The following is a 14,542-nucleotide window of genomic DNA, read 5'->3' as shown; positions in this document are numbered from 1 at the left end:
TGTCATGTGTCCCATGTTGGAAATTGATCAGCGGCGATGCCGGTCAGGCTGCCGATGAGATGGCGTATCCGCGTGCCGGGCTGTGCGCCGAGGGCGAGCGCTTTTTCGTTGGCAAAGGAGACGATGCCGGTTTCGTAGGTGGACCGGGCGTCGCCGATCCTGGCCGACGCGGCCTTGACACAGGCCGCAGCCACCCCCTGCCGATCCAGCACGGGCAGGCGCGCGATGCCCGCCGTGTCGATGCCGACGCCGGCGTCGTTGAAGATGGCGATCAAGGGGCGTGCCTTGATCGCGCGGTCCGCCGCCCCGGCCGGCAGCCCGCCGTGAGAGCCCGTAACGATGATGGCTCCGTTGTCGAAAGGCGTGATCGACGATGCGCTGTCGAGGAAGACAAGGCGTCGACCGGGGCCGAGCGAGCATTCCCGGCGACGAAAGATGGCGTCACTGGTTGCCCCGGAAAGCGCCGTTGCCTGCCCTACTCGATCGGATAGCAACGCCGCCGCATCCGCGGCCCGGCTTCCGGGGAAGATGCCCAGCGCGACGGCGGGCGCATTCGCCCGGCTGACGCGGCCGCGGGCCAGCATGTCCTGCGCATCGCCAATGCGTGCCGAGCGGTAATCGATTGCGATTGCCGGAACGGACTGGTTCCCAAGAACCGTCAGCCCTTCGACCCCGGCCTCCTCCAGCCCGATGCCGGCGTCGTGACACATCAGCGAGGCTATCGCGAATGCGAGCGCATACTCGCCCGTCGCGTGGCCGCCATGTGAGCCGACCAGAACGGCCCGGCCGGCATGTTCGGGACGAAGGTCCGTCACGGAGCCCAGCGTGATCATGCCGGAACGCTCCCATACCGCTTCAGCGCCTCGTCCAGACCGTCGAGCAGGACGTCGATCTCGCTTTCGCTGATGGTGAAGGGCGGGCTGATCTGGATGTGGTCGCCACCTTGCCCATGGTTGATGCCGGGAATGCCGGCGGCGACGAGAATCCCGTTTACACGCATGTGGCTGACGATCTTCGCGGTGAAGCCGACCTTCGGGTCGAAAGGCCGTCGCGTCTCGCGGTCCTCGACGAACTCGACGCCCCACAGCAGACCGCGTCCCCGGATGTCGCCGATCGCCGGGTGCCGATCCGCAAGCGCACGCAATCCGGCCTCCAGATAGCGCCCGATCTCCGCGCCGCGCGTGAAGAGCCCCTCGCGGGACATGATTTCATGCACCCGGTTTCCGACGAAGCAGGCGGAGGGGGTTCCGCTGTAGGTAAGGCCGTGGACGAAGCGGCCGCTGCCGGCGGCGAAGACCTCGCGGATCTTCTCCGACACGACCATTGCCCCCAGCGGCGCATAGCCGCTGCCGATCGCCTTGCCGAGCGTGACGATATCCGGCGCGACATCCCAGCCCGAGATCGCGAAGGGGTGGCCGGTGCGGCCGTAACCGCACAGCACCTCGTCGGCGACGAAGAGCACGTCGTAGCGGTCACAAATTTCGCGGATGCGGCGATAATAGCCCGGATTCGGCGTGAGGCCGGCTGCCGTGGTTCCGACGATGGGTTCTGCAAAGAACGCCGCGACCGTTTCGGGTCCTTCCATCAGGATCGTGCGCTCAAGATCGTCGGCGCACGCCAGCGTGCATCGGCCCCCGCCGCATATCCTGCAACGGTATTCGTAGGGCGGGGCGACGCGCGCCACGGGCAGGAGCAGCGGCGAATAGATCTCGCGCCAGCTGGTGCGGCCGGATAGCGACAGCGTGGCGAGCGTCACCCCGTGATAGCTGAGCCATCTTGCAACAGCCTTGTATTTCTGGGGCTTGCCCCGCTCGACGAAATACTGGCGCGCGAGCTTCCAGGCCGATTCATTCGCTTCGGACCCGCCCGAAGTGAAGTAGACGCCGGCCATGTTGGAAGGCGCCATGGCAAGGATGCGGCCGGCAAGCTCTTCCTGCCAGGGGTGGGTGAAAGTCGCGTTGTAGACGAAGGTGACCTTGTCCCCCGCCGCGGCCAAGGCATCCCATATCTCGGAGCGGCCGTGGCCGATACCGACCACGCCGGCGCTTGCCGACGCATCGAGATAGCGGCGGCCGGACGCATCCTCCAGGTAGGAGCCTTCACCCCTGACGATGGACGGTGGGACCGCGTTGAGGTCGCGGTAGAAAACAGGAGAATGGTTGTGCATGTCAGGACGACTCCTGGACCAGATGGCCTTGCGAAACGGTGCGCCAGATCCGTTCGGGCGGAACGAAGTCCGGCGCGCGAACGGGGCTGGGCAGGTCTTCGGCGGGAAGCGGCGGACGGGTGCCGCGCCGTGCGGGGTCCGGCAGGGGCACGGCGGACAGAAGCTTGCGCGTGTATGGGTGCTGCGGATTCTCTATGATCGCCGCGCGGGGGCCGATCTCCACGATCTCCCCCAGATACATGACCGCGATGCGATGGCTGACGCGTTCGACGGTCGCCATGTCGTGCGAGATGAACAGGTAGGAAAGCCCCAGCGAGGACTGCAGGTCGAGCATCAGGTTGAGCACCTGGGCCTTGATCGAGACATCGAGAGCGGAAACGGCCTCGTCTGCCACGATCAGCTTGGGCGAGAGAGCGAGCGCACGGGCGATGCAGACCCGCTGGCGCTGGCCGCCCGAGAATTCGTGCGGCAGCCTGGCCGCCATGCCAGGCTCCAACCCCACCTTCTCCAGCAGGCCGGCGGCGCGCTCCTCCGCCTCGCGCCGGCCGGCAAGCCCGTGCACGACGATGGGTTCGGCGATCGCCCTGCCGACGGGAATGCGCGGATTGAGGCTGGCATAGGGATCCTGGAAGATCATCTGCATGTCGCGGCGCAGCGCCTTCAACTGCGCCCCACCCATGCCGATCGCCTCGCGTCCCTCGAAGCGGACCGAACCGGCGAGCGGCTCGACCAGCCGGAGGATAGAACGGCCGGTCGTCGACTTGCCGCAGCCCGATTCCCCGACCAGCGAGAGCGTCTCACCCCGCGCTAGCGAAAAGGAGACGTTTTCCACCGCGTGCACGCGGCCGGAGACGCGCCGTAGAAGCCCGCTGCGCATCTCGAAGCGGGTCGTCAGGCCTTCGACCTCAAGAAGAGGCTCGTCGTGACAGGCCGGCGAGCGATCTGGGGCGGCAGCCGGGCCGGCGCTTTCGTCCTCTTCCACGAAGTCCGGCATCTTCTTCGGCGCCGCCTCGCCGCGCATCGAGCCCAACGTGGGAACCGCGGCGAGCAGCCGCCGCGTATAGGCGTGGGCCGGCCTGGCGAAGATCTGCGTGGTCTCGCCTTCCTCGACCTTGTCGCCGCGCAGCATCACCAGCACGCGATCGGCGATTTCCGCGACCACCCCCATGTCATGGGTGATGAAGACCACCCCCATGGCGAACTCGTCCTGAAGGGAGCGGATCAGGTCGAGGATCTGGGCCTGTACGGTCACGTCGAGCGCCGTCGTCGGCTCGTCGGCGATGAGGACCTTCGGCCGGCAGGCGAGCGCCATGGCGATCATCACGCGCTGACGCATGCCGCCGGAAAAGCGATGCGGGTACTCGTCCAGACGCTCACGCGCCGCCGGGATGCGGACCCGGTCGAGGATACGCAGCGCCTCGGCCCGGGCCGCGGCCCTGTCCATGCCGCGATGCAGGATCAACGCCTCCGAGATCTGGTCGCCGACAGTCAGCACCGGGTTCAAGCTGGTCATCGGCTCCTGGAAGATCATGGCGATCTCGTTGCCGCGGATGCGGCACATCTCCGCCTCCGGCAAGGACATGAGGTCGCGACCACCGAGCAGGGCTGAGCCCTCGACCCGGCCGTTGGCCTCCGGTACCAACTTGAGAAGCGACAGCGCGGTGACGCTCTTGCCGGAGCCGGACTCGCCGACGATGGCCAACGTCTCGCGCGGCTTGAGATCGAAGGACAGTCCCTTGACGACGGGAGTCCACCCTTGAGGCCCGCGAAAGGACGTCGTCAGATCCCTGACGGAAAGTACGGGTTCGCCCATTTTCACACCTCGTTCTTGAGCTTCGGGTCGACCGCATCGCGCAGGCCGTCGCCGAGCAGGTTGAGGGCGAAGATGACGATCAGGATCGCAAGGCTCGGCACAACGGCCAGCCAGGCGCTGTCGAGGATGTTCTCAAAGCCGGAGCGGATCATGCCGCCCCAGGTCGGGGTCGGCGGCTTGATGCCGAGCCCGATGAAAGCCAGCGACGCCTCGGTGCGGATGGCGTTGGCCAGCCAGAGCGAACCCATCACGACGATCTCGGCGGCGATGTTGGGCAGGATATGCACGAGCAGGATGCGCGCATCGGAATAGCCCAGCGACCGGCAGGCCTCGACATAGTCGCGCTCCTTGAGCGCGATGGTCGGCGCCCGCGCGATCCGCGCGAAGGGCGGGATCGAGGTCAGCGCGATGGCGAAGACGATGTTCGGCGTCGTGGCGCCGAGCATGGCGACGATGACCAGCCCGAGGATGAGCGACGGGAAGGCGAGCAGCACATCCATGATTTGCATCATGACGGCGTCAAAGCGGCCGCCGTACCAGCCGGCCAGCAGACCGATGGCCGAGCCGACCAGCATGGCGATCACTGTCGAGGCAATGCCGATGGCGAGCGAAACGCGGGCGCCGTAGATCAGTCTTGCCCAAGTGTCGCGGCCGTATTCGTCCGTGCCGAAGATATGCTCCACAGACGGGCCGGAAAGCTGGTGCGTGACGTCTTGGGCAAGGGGATCGTGTGCCGTGAACAGCGGCGCGAAGACGGCGATCACGATCACGGCAAGCAGGATGGCAAGCCCCACCCAGGAGGTCTTGTTGACGTTGAAGACGCGAATCAGGGCGCGCAAGGCGCCGCTCGGCGCGCCGGGAAGAGCAGCATGGGTCATTGTAGCTTCACTCGCGGATCTGCAAGGCCATAGGCGATGTCGGTCAGCATGTTCACGAAGACGACGATCAGCGTGTAGATGACCATCATCCCCTGCAGCATCGTGTAGTCGCGCTGGTTGAGCGCGCCGACGATGAGCTTGCCGAGCCCCGGCCGGTTGAAGACGATTTCCGTCAGCACCGAGTTTCCGATCTGGATGCCGAGAAACAGGCCGACCACGGTGATGATGGGGAGAAGGGCATTGCGCAGGGCGTGCCGCCTGACCACGGCGGGCCAGGGCACGCCCTTGGCGCGGGCCGTGCGCACGTAGTCCTCGGACAGCACTTCCAGCATCGCCGAACGGGTGACGCGGGTGATGTAGGCGGCCATGATCAGCCCGAGGTTCAAGGCCGGCAGCGTGATGGACTGGAACCAGGCCCCGACGCTGCCGCTCCGGGCGCTGATCACCGGAAACCAGCGAAGCTGGATGGCAAAGGCCAGCAACAGGATGACCGCCGAAACAAAGGCCGGAAAGGACAGGCCGAGCAGCGAGACGACCCGAACCGCATAGTCAACGGCACGATTGCGATTGACGGCCGCCCAGACGCCGAGCGGAACGCCGACCGCCGTGCCGAGAAGGAGCGAGACCACGGTCAGTTCGATGGTCCAGGGCAGCACCGTCATGATTTCGGTGACGACGGGGCGGCCGGTGACCATGGACTCGCCCCAGTCACCGGAGAGCGCGCCGCCGACGAAGTCGAGATACTGGGCCGGCAGCGAACGGTCGAGCCCGAGCCGCTGGCGCAGCGCCGTCAGGCTCTCTTCCGACGCCATGTCGCCGAGGATCACCTGCGCCGGGTCTCCGGGCAGGATGCGGACGACGACGAAGACGAGCGTCAGCACCACGAAGCCGGTTGTCAGCGCCAGGGCAATTCTGCGAATGAGGAATGATAGCATGATGATGAATTTCCGCCTTGCAGGCATGGCCTTCCGCACCCCCGGCACGGAAGGATGGACCTCAGATTATCGCAGTCACTTGGTAAAGTGCGTCTGTTCGGTCAGTTGCGGCACGAGGTTGAGGGAGCCCTGCAGGTCGTAGCCGAGATCGAGCGCGCCGTTCCAGGCCCAGACGACCAGTTGCTCGGAGAAGGGAACCGCGCAAACATCCGCGACAATCTTCTCCTGCGCGGTCTTCCACAATTGCTTTTGCTTGACGGGGTCAAGTTCCCGCTTTGCCGCGTCGATCTCGGCATCGGCGGCGTCGCAGTGCGAGAAATTGACCACGCCGCCGGGCGTATTGACCGTCGAGCGGGAATGGAAGAACTGCGTCAGGTAGACGTCGGCCACGGGAAAGCGTGCGGCCTGGTAGAGCGTGACCTGGGACAGGTCCTTGCGGATGTCGGCCATGTAGGTCGGGTGATCGACGACCTGCATGTCCAGGGTGATGTTGGATTTCTTCAGGTCTGCCTGCAGCGTCTCCATGATCTTGAGCAGGACCGGAAGACTCGACTGGATCGTCTTGAGGGTTATGCCGTCGGGATAGCCCGCCTCGGCAAGCAGCGCCTTCGCCTTTTCGGGGTCGTAAGGAAACAGTCCGGCATCCACGACGCCGAGATTGCCGTCCGGCACGACGGAAATCGCCTCGCGCGCCACCTTGTCGCCGGTGAAGGCAACCATCAGCTTGCGATCGATGGCGTGCGCGATCGCCTGGCGAACGCGGATATCGTCGAGCGGCTTTACCGTCTTGTTGAGATAGAGCGAATTCAGTTCCGCCGGTTCCATCCCGACGACCACCGCGCCGGGGACCGCTTGCGTCCGCTCCACCCACTGGTTGTTCTGCCGTCCGAAGATCATGTCGACCTCCCCGGACTGGAAAGCCAGGTCGCGCGTCGCGTCGGACGGTATGTAGCGGTAGGTGACGGTATCGAGTTGAGGCGTGCCGCGGAAATACGCCACGTTCGCCTTCAGCTTGATGTATTGCTGCGGCAGATACTCGACGAACTCGAACGGGCCGGTGCCGATCGGATGCGTGGAGAAGTCTGCGCCGAGCTTTTCGGCCGCCTTGCCGCAGACCATCAGCCCGCCATGATAGTTCGACAGCAGGCCGAGCAGGCTCGGGATGGGGGTTTTGAGCGTGACCTTCACCGTGTACGGATCAGGCGCCTCGACCTTGTCGAGCGCGGCAAAGTCGCCGGAGAAGGCGGAGGTCTCCTTGTTTGCTGCCCGCCTGATGGAGTAGACGGCGTCCTCCGCGGTGAATTCGCCGTAGCCGCCATGGCACTCCACGCCCTGCCGCAGCGTGAACGTCCATTCCGTTCCGTCGGCGCTCGACGTCCAGCTTTCCGCAAGGTCCGGTTCGATGAATTCAGGGCTCGTCTCACCCGGCCTGATGCGCACCAGCGCATTGAATACCCAGTTCAGGACCCCCTTGTCCGCGCCTGCCGAGGCCAGATGCGGATCAAGCTTGCCGGCGTCGGCCTGGGACGTCGCCACGACGAGGTCCCGCTTGGGCTCCTGCGCGACGGCGGGAGCCGCTAGCATGCAGAATGCCACGGCTGCTGAAAATGCACTGCGTGTCATGGTTTTCCCCTTTGCTTTGTTGTCAGTCGCGATTCATGCGGCAGTCTCGACCGTCAGGTAGGCCGGACCGACCTCCGGTGCATTGATGAGAGCTCCATAGGCAGCCGACAGGCACGCGAAGGCCGGACCGGGCGCACCGCCGCCCACAGTGCGTCCGTCGATGCGGCAGACGGGCAGCAGCCCGCCAGCCGTGCTGCAGACGAAAATCTCGTCGGCCGTATAGGCGTCATAAAGCCCGAAGGCGCCCTCCTCCACGGTAAAGCCCAGGCTGGGCGCCAGCTCGATGACGGCCGCCCGCGTGATTCCGAACAGAATGTCGCGGTCGGGTGTCAGCAGCCGCCGGTCCTTCACGAGAAAGATGTTGCAGCCGGTCGCCTCGCACAGATGGCCGTCCAGCGTCAGCAGCAGCGCTTCGTCGGCACCCGCCGCCTTCGCCTCCATCTTGGCCATGACGAGATTGAGGTAGTTGAGGCTCTTCACCTGGGGCGCGAGCACCTGGCCCGACGGCCGCCGCCATGCGACCGTCTTCAGAGCAACGCCGCGGGCGGCCCGTTCCGCCGAAACGCGCTCCAGATAGGGCTGCACGATGATGATCAGGTTCGCGACGCAACCCTGCGGGTCCATCAACGGCCGTCCGTTCACGCCGCGCGTGACGATCCACTTGATGTAGGCATTCTCGAAGCCGTTGCGCCGGGCTGCCTCCAGCACGAGCGCCTTCAGTTCTGACCGGGAGAATGGCGGATCCAGGGCGATCGCCGCCATCGACTGGAACGTGCGCTCGATGTGCTCGTCAAGTCTGAAGATGCGGCCCTTCCAGCCGAAGACCGTATCGAACACGCCGTCTCCGTAGAGAACCGCATGATCGAGGATCGATATGGAGGCCTCAGACTCCGGACGGAACTCTCCATTCACGTAAGCGATGGGCTCTGGCATCTTGCTTAGCTCCTAGCCGTTCCGATTTTTATTGTTTAAAACATAAAAAATGGAACATCGTCAAGCGGCATTCGCATGAAAATATCCGTTGATCAGGCGGCTTGCGGCGGAATTGCCGAGACGGTATGAAAATTCGAAGATCAAGACCGTTCCAAAATGCTTGTTTTTTGAGAACGGTCGTTCGGTGCGTTCGAAACGGAAGGACGGCAAGGTGAAGAAGCAGGACGATCTGCCAGAGCAGCCGGCGAGCGACAGTCCGCGCAGCGCGGAGCGCCTGATGGTCATACTGGACGCGCTATCGCGCGCATCCACGCAGGGGCTGCGCCTTGCCGATCTGGTCGAGGCCACGGCGCTCGGGAAGACGACCGCGCATCGCCTGGTCAACGGCCTGTGCGACCATGGCCTCGTCGATTTCGATCCGGAGACGGCTCGCTACTTCGTGGGCATCAAGCTGCTCAGCTTCGCCTCGGCGGCGCGCAACCGCTTTGCGGTCGCCAAGCTTTCCGAACCATCCTTGGCCCGGCTCGTCCGCAAGACACAGGATACGATCTACCTCATCGGCAGGTCCGGCGACCATGCGGTCTGCCTCGATGCGCGGGAGGGCGCCTTCCCGATCCGGGTCCTGACCCTCAACATCGGCGACCGGCGACCGCTTGGTGTCGGGGCGGGCAGCCTGGCGATGCTGGCTGCCATGACGGACGCCGAAATCGAACGGGTTCTGGCGCAACAGAAGATGGAAAGATCGCGCTTTGCATTCAGCGACGACCAGATCCGATCGATGATCGCCACGACCCGAGAGCACGGATACAGCTACAACGACACGCACATCTACAAGGAAATGGCCGACATCACCGGCATGGCTGCCATCGCGGTGGCCTTGAGGCGCTCAGACGGACAGCCGGCCGGCGCCATCCACCTCACCGCCATAACGCAGAGACTCGCCCCGCCCCGCCGCGAAAGTCTCGTCGAGATGCTTCGCACCGAGGCACGGCGGCTGGAGGAGGAGATCCAGCCGGTTCTCGATGCACCGATGCTACAGGTCAGACCATAAAAGCGGACTTTGATGACGCCCAGCCTCTACAAATTAGTGTCCACCTGCGCTGTCCGGATATGAATCTCATCCGGCCTACTCACCTTGCTTTGCGGAGGAGAGGAGGCCCATTGACAACAATGAGCAGCAATCGTTCCAGCCCAATTGAAATGATCGAATTCCACCCCAGGCTTGCTATTCAGCAGGCATGAGCCCCACGGCAGCCTTGAGGGAATCTTGCAGGTGTCTGTAGCATATCGAGCGCATACTCTTGAAGTGATCTGAACAGTCAAAGCCGCTATTTCGAACGGGTGGGATAATGATTTTTGGAACCAACTATTGACGGATGTGCCGGACAATCACTGATTTCAGTTTCTCGACGTCCTTCATGTTGATGGCATCGACCATCTCGTAGTGCTCCAGGCTCGATTGCTGAATGCGCGCGCGCGTGATCCATTGTGAGACCGGCGCTGACGACGTGCGCTGGCGGATCTCCGTTACGAGGCTTACCAGTTCGTCGTTGCCGCAGAGCGAGAGCAAGGCGTGGTGAAACGCCAGGTTGGCCTCATAGAGGTCGATCGTCGTTCCATCCAGGATGACCGCATCGAACTGGTCGGCAAGACGGCGCAGTTCGGCGATCGCGCCCGCCGTGGCATTGTCGATGATTCTGTCCGCAACGCCTGTTTCCAGCAAGATACGAATCTCGCTGACCTGGCGTGCACGATCCCCATCCGGCTCGAACACGTGGTAGCCGCGGTTCGGAACGTGCTCGACGATCCGCTTTTGCGTCAGGCGGTCCAGGGCACGCCGAACGTCCGGCCGGCCACAGCCATAGCGGCGTTCAAGATCGATCTGCTTCAGCCAAGATCCCGGCGCCAGAACGCCCGTCTGGATATCGTTGAGGATGAGGTCCGTCACGTCGACGGTCTGCGCCGCCTCGCTTTCCTTCGGCTTCACCGTCTTCATCCGCCCCAATCTCCCCATAGCGTCGAGCCGCAAGGTGCTTCGTGCGAAAAATATAATCGGCGGCGGCCCTTGCGTAAATCCAAAATCGGCGCATAAATTGGTGCCAATTTTGGATAACATTGAAATCGAGGCGGATCGATGAAGAATGCGGATGCGGTTTGGGCGCTGGTCGATGAGAAGGGTCCGGCCTTTGCGGCCCTCAGCGACCGCATCTGGGACACGCCTGAAACAAACTACGAGGAGTATCGCTCGAGCGCCGAGCAGGCGGCGATGCTGGCGGCGGAAGGCTTCCGCGTCGAGCGCGGCATTGCGGGCATGCCCACCGCCCTCATGGGCGAGGCCGGCGAGGGCGGCCCGGTCATCGCCATCCTCGGCGAATTCGACGCTCTGCCCGGCCTCAGCCAGGAAGCGGGCGTCGCGGAAGAACGGCCGATGGTGGACGGTGGAAACGGCCACGGCTGCGGGCACAATCTGCTCGGGTCCGGCTCCATGCTGGCGGCCGCGGCCGTCAAGGACCACCTGAAGAAGAACGGCCTGCCGGGCCGCGTACGCTACTACGGCTGCCCGGCCGAAGAAGGCGGTTCCTCCAAGGGTTTCATGGTCCGCGCCGGCGTCTTCGACGATGTCGACATCGCCATTTCCTGGCATCCCGCCGCTTTCGCCGGCGTCAACAATCCCCTGTCGCTTGCCTGCAACGAAATCGTGTTCCGCTTCATTGGACGCGCCTCGCATGCGTCGGCCTCCCCTCATCTGGGGCGCAGCGCGCTCGATGCCGTCGAACTCATGAATGTCGGCGTGAATTATCTGCGCGAACACATGCCGTCCACCGCGCGCATCCACTATGCCATCACCGATACCGGCGGCCATGCGCCGAATGTCGTGCAGGCCCGGGCGTCCGTGCGGTATCTCGTCCGGGCGCGGACACTGCCGGAACTGCTCGAACTCGTCGAACGGGTGAAGAACGTCGCCCGGGGGGCGGCCCTGATGACGGGAACGTCCGTCAGCGACGCGGTGATAAGCGGCGATGCCAATCTGGTCGGCAACACGCCGCTGGAGCAACTGATGCACCGCAACCTCGAACGCCTTGGACCTCCGGAGTTCGACGATGCCGACCGCGATCGCGCGGCCCAATTCCAGCGCACGTTCAGCGATGCCGATATCGCCGCTTCGTTCGGGCGTTTCGGCCTCAAGGTGCGCAAGGGCGTTCCCCTTTGCGACGTGATCTTTCCGCCGGAAAGCGGCGACGGAGCGCTGGTCGGCTCGACCGATGTCGGCACAGTCAGCTGGGTGGTGCCGACGGTGCAGATGCGTGGTGCAACCTATGCCGTGGGAACGCCGGGCCACTCCTGGCAACTCGTCGCCCAGGGCAAGTTGCCGGCCGCGCACAAAGGCATGATCCACGCGGCCAAGGTTATGGCCGGCACGGCGGTCGACCTCTTTGCCGATCCGCAGGAGATCGCCGCCGCCAGGGCCGACCATGCTGCCCGGCTGGAAGGCACGCCTTTCGTCAATCCGATCCCTGACGACGTCAATCCGCCGCTGCCGGAGAAGGCCGATGCCTGAGCGTTCCTTCGAGCCGGACCGTGACCGGCTGATGGCCCATATCGGAGAATTCGCCAGGCGTGTGAAACTCTCCGGCACGCCGCAGGAGCGCGAGAGCTTCGCTTATCTGCAGCGGCAGATGGCCTCCTATGGCTATGCGACACGGATCATCGAGCACGATGCCTATATCAGCCTGCCCGGCGAGGCCCGGCTGAAGGTCGACGGCGGTGATATCCGCTGCATCACTCATTCCATGTCCGCCTCCAGCCCTGCCGGCGGCCTGACGGCCGAGGTCGTCTATGGCGGCGACGGCGGCCCGGCGGATTTCGCCCGCCTCGACGCGCGGGAACGGATCGTCCTGGTCGACGGCATTGCGACCGAAGAGGTCGCAGCGCAGGCGCGCGACCACGGCGCCGCGGGGCTCATCCATGTCAGCCCGAACGAACTGCTCTACGAGATGTGCGTCTCGCCGGTCTGGGGCAGTCCCTCGCAGCTCACCCGCGATCAACTGCCGGCCGCCGTGATCTGCACCATCGCCGCGGAAGCCGGCGCGGCTCTGCGGCAGCGCTGCAAATCCGGGGAGACCGTCAGCGCCACGATGTGGGCGAGCGTCGACACGGGCTGGCGCAAGACGCCGATCCTCGTCGCGGAGCTCGACGCCGTCGATACGACCGATGCCGAACGGCCCTTCGTCCTGTTCTCCGGCCATCACGATACCTGGCACTTCGGCGTCATGGACAATGGCGGGGCCAACGCCACCATGCTGGAGGCCGCGCGGCTGCTGGCCGAAAGCCGCGACCGCTGGCGCCGGGGCCTGCGCCTCTGCTTCTGGTCCGGCCATTCCCATGGGCGCTATTCGGGGTCGGCCTGGTATGCGGACGAATATTGGGAGGAACTCGACCGGCGCTGCGTGGCGCATGTCAACGTCGATTCCACGGGCGGCGAAGGTGCCGATGTCCTTACCAATTCCGCCGTCATCGACGAACTGAAGGCGCTTGCCGCCGAGGCCGTGCTGGCGGAGACCGGGCAGGTGCATGCCGGGCGGCGCCACGGCCGCGCGGCCGACCAGTCCTTCTGGGGCGTGGGCCTGCCCTCGATGTTCGGCAGCCTCAGCCATCAGCCGCCCGGGCCCATCAGGATGCCGACGGCGCTCGGCTGGTGGTGGCACACGCCGCAAGACACCGCCGAGCATATCGATCCCGCCAATCTCGTCCGCGACACGCGCATCGTGCTGCGCGTATTGGACAGGCTGCTGGCGGACGAGGTGCTGCCGCTCGACTACGGCGCCACCGCGGCCTCGCTGCAGCGCGAACTCGAACGCATCGGCACCGATCTCGCCGGCCGGCTCGATATCACGCCGCTGATCGCCGAGGCGCAGCGGCTCGGCGAGCTGGCCGAGGCGGTCAGGGTGCAAGCGGCCTCGGCGACCGGCGCAGAAGCGCACGCGATCAATCGGGCGCTGATGCGGGTCTCCCGGCTGCTGGTGCCGCTCAACTACACGCAAGGCAATCGCTTCGTTCACGACAGCGCCCTGCCCCATCCGCCCTGGCCGTCCCTCGACGGGCTACGCGCGCTGGCGGCCGCTGAGGCGGGCGAGGACGCGCTCTTTCATGCCGTGCATGCGCGGCAATGCAGGAATCTTGCCGCATACGCATTGCGGGAAGCCAAAGCCGCGCTGGCGGCACTCTAGCCGCCAGCGCGATTCAACAGGACCGGACAAAAGGCCGGTTCGAAGAAAGGGGAATTCGAAATGACCAAACTGGGAATTCTTGCGGCCGTGACCGCAATGGCCCTGTCCGCAGCCGTCGCACCGGCTGGCGCGAAGGACTGGACCCATGTCAAGGTGGGCATCGAAGGTGCCTTCCCGCCATGGAACGCGCTCGACTCCAAGGGCGCTCTCACGGGTCTCGACGTCGAGGTCATCGATGATCTCTGCGCCCGGGCCAAGGTGGAATGCGAGCTCATCACCGGCGAATGGAGTGCGATGATCCCGAGTCTCAACGCCGGCAAGTTCGACCTGATCATGACGCTGGGCATCAATGCCAAGCGCAAGGAAGTGGTAGACTTCACCGTACCCTATGCCTCCGGCGTCGCCACCTTCATCGTCCTCAAGGATGGCCCTGTCGCCGCGCTGCCCATGGCGGGCGAGCGGCTGAACCTCAATGACAAGGCGACGGCCGATCCGGTGATGGCCGAAATCGGAACCGCGCTGAAGGGCAAGTCCATCGGCGTCGTCCAGTCGACAAGCCAGGAACAGTTGATCAACGCCTATTTCGGCGACACCGTGACGGTTCGCACCTACAAGAACTCCGCCGAGCGCGACCTCGACCTCAAGGCGGGCCGCATCGACGCAGGCTTCGACAGCGGCGTCTACGGCACCTCGATGCTCGCCAAGCCCGGAAACGAGGAGCTCGCCATGACCGGCCCGCTGCTGAAGGGCGCCATGCTGGCAACGGAAGTGGCCATGGGTCTGCGCAAGGGCGAGACGGAGCTCAAGGAAAAGTTCGATACCGCCATCAAGGAGGCGGCGGCCGAAGGGGTCATCAGGAGCCTTTCGGAAAAATGGAGCAAGCTCGACCTGACGCCGTCCTTTGACCAGTAGAGAGGTCGCCGCCCCGTCATCGCGGGGCGGTCCCTCATTGATCACTGACAGCG

At 64.9% G+C, this 14,542-nt stretch carries 12 protein-coding genes; 4 read left to right on the top strand and 8 right to left on the bottom strand.

The window, feature by feature from the left end; genetic code table 11:
* Positions 1-2: 2 nt before the first annotated feature.
* The 7 genes from AABF56_RS02225 to AABF56_RS02195 all read right to left on the bottom strand — a co-directional run bounded on the left by AABF56_RS02225 (position 3) and on the right by AABF56_RS02195 (position 8,349).
* Positions 3-833: a hypothetical protein gene (locus tag AABF56_RS02225; RefSeq protein ID WP_272804762.1), complete on the bottom strand. Its 831-nt coding sequence runs from the start codon at positions 831-833 to the stop codon at positions 3-5.
* Positions 830-2,167: an aminotransferase family protein gene (locus AABF56_RS02220; RefSeq protein ID WP_244767649.1), complete on the bottom strand. Its 1,338-nt coding sequence runs from the start codon at positions 2,165-2,167 to the stop codon at positions 830-832. Before AABF56_RS02220 ends, AABF56_RS02225 begins: the two co-directional genes overlap by 4 nt.
* A gap of 1 nt (position 2,168) precedes the next feature.
* Positions 2,169-3,980, bottom strand: coding sequence for an ABC transporter ATP-binding protein (locus tag AABF56_RS02215; protein ID WP_272804761.1), 1,812 nt, complete (start codon positions 3,978-3,980; stop codon positions 2,169-2,171).
* A 2-nt stretch (positions 3,981-3,982) separates the two neighbouring features.
* Positions 3,983-4,858 (bottom strand): ABC transporter permease, encoded by an 876-nt coding sequence (locus AABF56_RS02210; RefSeq protein WP_272804760.1) that lies wholly within the window; start codon positions 4,856-4,858, stop codon positions 3,983-3,985.
* Positions 4,855-5,793 (bottom strand): ABC transporter permease, encoded by a 939-nt coding sequence (locus AABF56_RS02205; RefSeq protein WP_272804759.1) that lies wholly within the window; start codon positions 5,791-5,793, stop codon positions 4,855-4,857. The genes AABF56_RS02210 and AABF56_RS02205 overlap by 4 nt, the downstream gene beginning before the upstream one ends.
* A gap of 75 nt (positions 5,794-5,868) precedes the next feature.
* Positions 5,869-7,416: an ABC transporter substrate-binding protein gene (locus tag AABF56_RS02200; RefSeq protein ID WP_272804758.1), complete on the bottom strand. Its 1,548-nt coding sequence runs from the start codon at positions 7,414-7,416 to the stop codon at positions 5,869-5,871.
* A 33-nt stretch (positions 7,417-7,449) separates the two neighbouring features.
* Complete coding sequence (locus tag AABF56_RS02195; protein WP_272804757.1) at positions 7,450-8,349, bottom strand: aminotransferase class IV; 900 nt, start codon at positions 8,347-8,349, stop codon at positions 7,450-7,452.
* 211 nt (positions 8,350-8,560) lie between these two features.
* Between AABF56_RS02195 and AABF56_RS02190 the strand changes: the two genes are divergently transcribed.
* Positions 8,561-9,400, top strand: coding sequence for an IclR family transcriptional regulator (locus AABF56_RS02190; protein WP_272804756.1), 840 nt, complete (start codon positions 8,561-8,563; stop codon positions 9,398-9,400).
* Between the two features lie 315 nt (positions 9,401-9,715).
* Here AABF56_RS02190 and AABF56_RS02185 read toward each other — a convergent pair whose 3' ends face one another.
* Positions 9,716-10,345: a GntR family transcriptional regulator gene (locus AABF56_RS02185; protein ID WP_244767656.1), complete on the bottom strand. Its 630-nt coding sequence runs from the start codon at positions 10,343-10,345 to the stop codon at positions 9,716-9,718.
* A gap of 138 nt (positions 10,346-10,483) precedes the next feature.
* Between AABF56_RS02185 and AABF56_RS02180 the strand changes: the two genes are divergently transcribed.
* From AABF56_RS02180 to AABF56_RS02170, 3 genes are read left to right on the top strand one after another with little or no spacing between them, the layout of a single operon-like run.
* Complete coding sequence (locus tag AABF56_RS02180; protein ID WP_272804755.1) at positions 10,484-11,908, top strand: M20 family metallopeptidase; 1,425 nt, start codon at positions 10,484-10,486, stop codon at positions 11,906-11,908.
* Positions 11,901-13,577, top strand: a complete 1,677-nt coding sequence (locus AABF56_RS02175; protein WP_272804754.1) for a M28 family peptidase — start codon at positions 11,901-11,903, stop codon at positions 13,575-13,577. Before AABF56_RS02180 ends, AABF56_RS02175 begins: the two co-directional genes overlap by 8 nt.
* 60 nt (positions 13,578-13,637) lie before the next feature.
* Positions 13,638-14,489 carry a transporter substrate-binding domain-containing protein gene (locus AABF56_RS02170; RefSeq protein WP_272804753.1) on the top strand — a complete coding sequence of 284 codons (852 nt, stop codon included), beginning with the start codon at positions 13,638-13,640 and terminating at the stop codon, positions 14,487-14,489.
* Positions 14,490-14,542 lie beyond the last annotated feature (53 nt).

The organism is Shinella sp. WSC3-e (genome assembly GCF_945994535.1).
Taxonomy (GTDB): domain Bacteria; phylum Pseudomonadota; class Alphaproteobacteria; order Rhizobiales; family Rhizobiaceae; genus Shinella; species Shinella yambaruensis.
The sequence above is the reverse complement of the archived record's forward strand: the minus strand, read 5'-3'. Positions and strand labels throughout refer to the sequence as shown.

What these genes read in the sequence shown, in the direction of transcription:
- AABF56_RS02215 (WP_272804761.1), bottom strand. Translation starts at nt 3,980, where the DNA reads ATGGGCGAACCCGTACTTTCCGTCAGGGATCTGACGACGTCCTTTCGC.
- AABF56_RS02220 (WP_244767649.1), bottom strand. Translation starts at nt 2,167, where the DNA reads ATGCACAACCATTCTCCTGTTTTCTACCGCGACCTCAACGCGGTCCCA.
- AABF56_RS02200 (WP_272804758.1), bottom strand. Translation starts at nt 7,416, where the DNA reads ATGACACGCAGTGCATTTTCAGCAGCCGTGGCATTCTGCATGCTAGCG.
- AABF56_RS02205 (WP_272804759.1), bottom strand. Translation starts at nt 5,793, where the DNA reads ATGCTATCATTCCTCATTCGCAGAATTGCCCTGGCGCTGACAACCGGC.
- AABF56_RS02170 (WP_272804753.1), top strand. Translation starts at nt 13,638, where the DNA reads ATGACCAAACTGGGAATTCTTGCGGCCGTGACCGCAATGGCCCTGTCC.
- AABF56_RS02180 (WP_272804755.1), top strand. Translation starts at nt 10,484, where the DNA reads ATGAAGAATGCGGATGCGGTTTGGGCGCTGGTCGATGAGAAGGGTCCG.
- AABF56_RS02175 (WP_272804754.1), top strand. Translation starts at nt 11,901, where the DNA reads ATGCCTGAGCGTTCCTTCGAGCCGGACCGTGACCGGCTGATGGCCCAT.
- AABF56_RS02185 (WP_244767656.1), bottom strand. Translation starts at nt 10,345, where the DNA reads ATGAAGACGGTGAAGCCGAAGGAAAGCGAGGCGGCGCAGACCGTCGAC.
- AABF56_RS02225 (WP_272804762.1), bottom strand. Translation starts at nt 833, where the DNA reads ATGATCACGCTGGGCTCCGTGACGGACCTTCGTCCCGAACATGCCGGC.
- AABF56_RS02195 (WP_272804757.1), bottom strand. Translation starts at nt 8,349, where the DNA reads ATGCCAGAGCCCATCGCTTACGTGAATGGAGAGTTCCGTCCGGAGTCT.
- AABF56_RS02210 (WP_272804760.1), bottom strand. Translation starts at nt 4,858, where the DNA reads ATGACCCATGCTGCTCTTCCCGGCGCGCCGAGCGGCGCCTTGCGCGCC.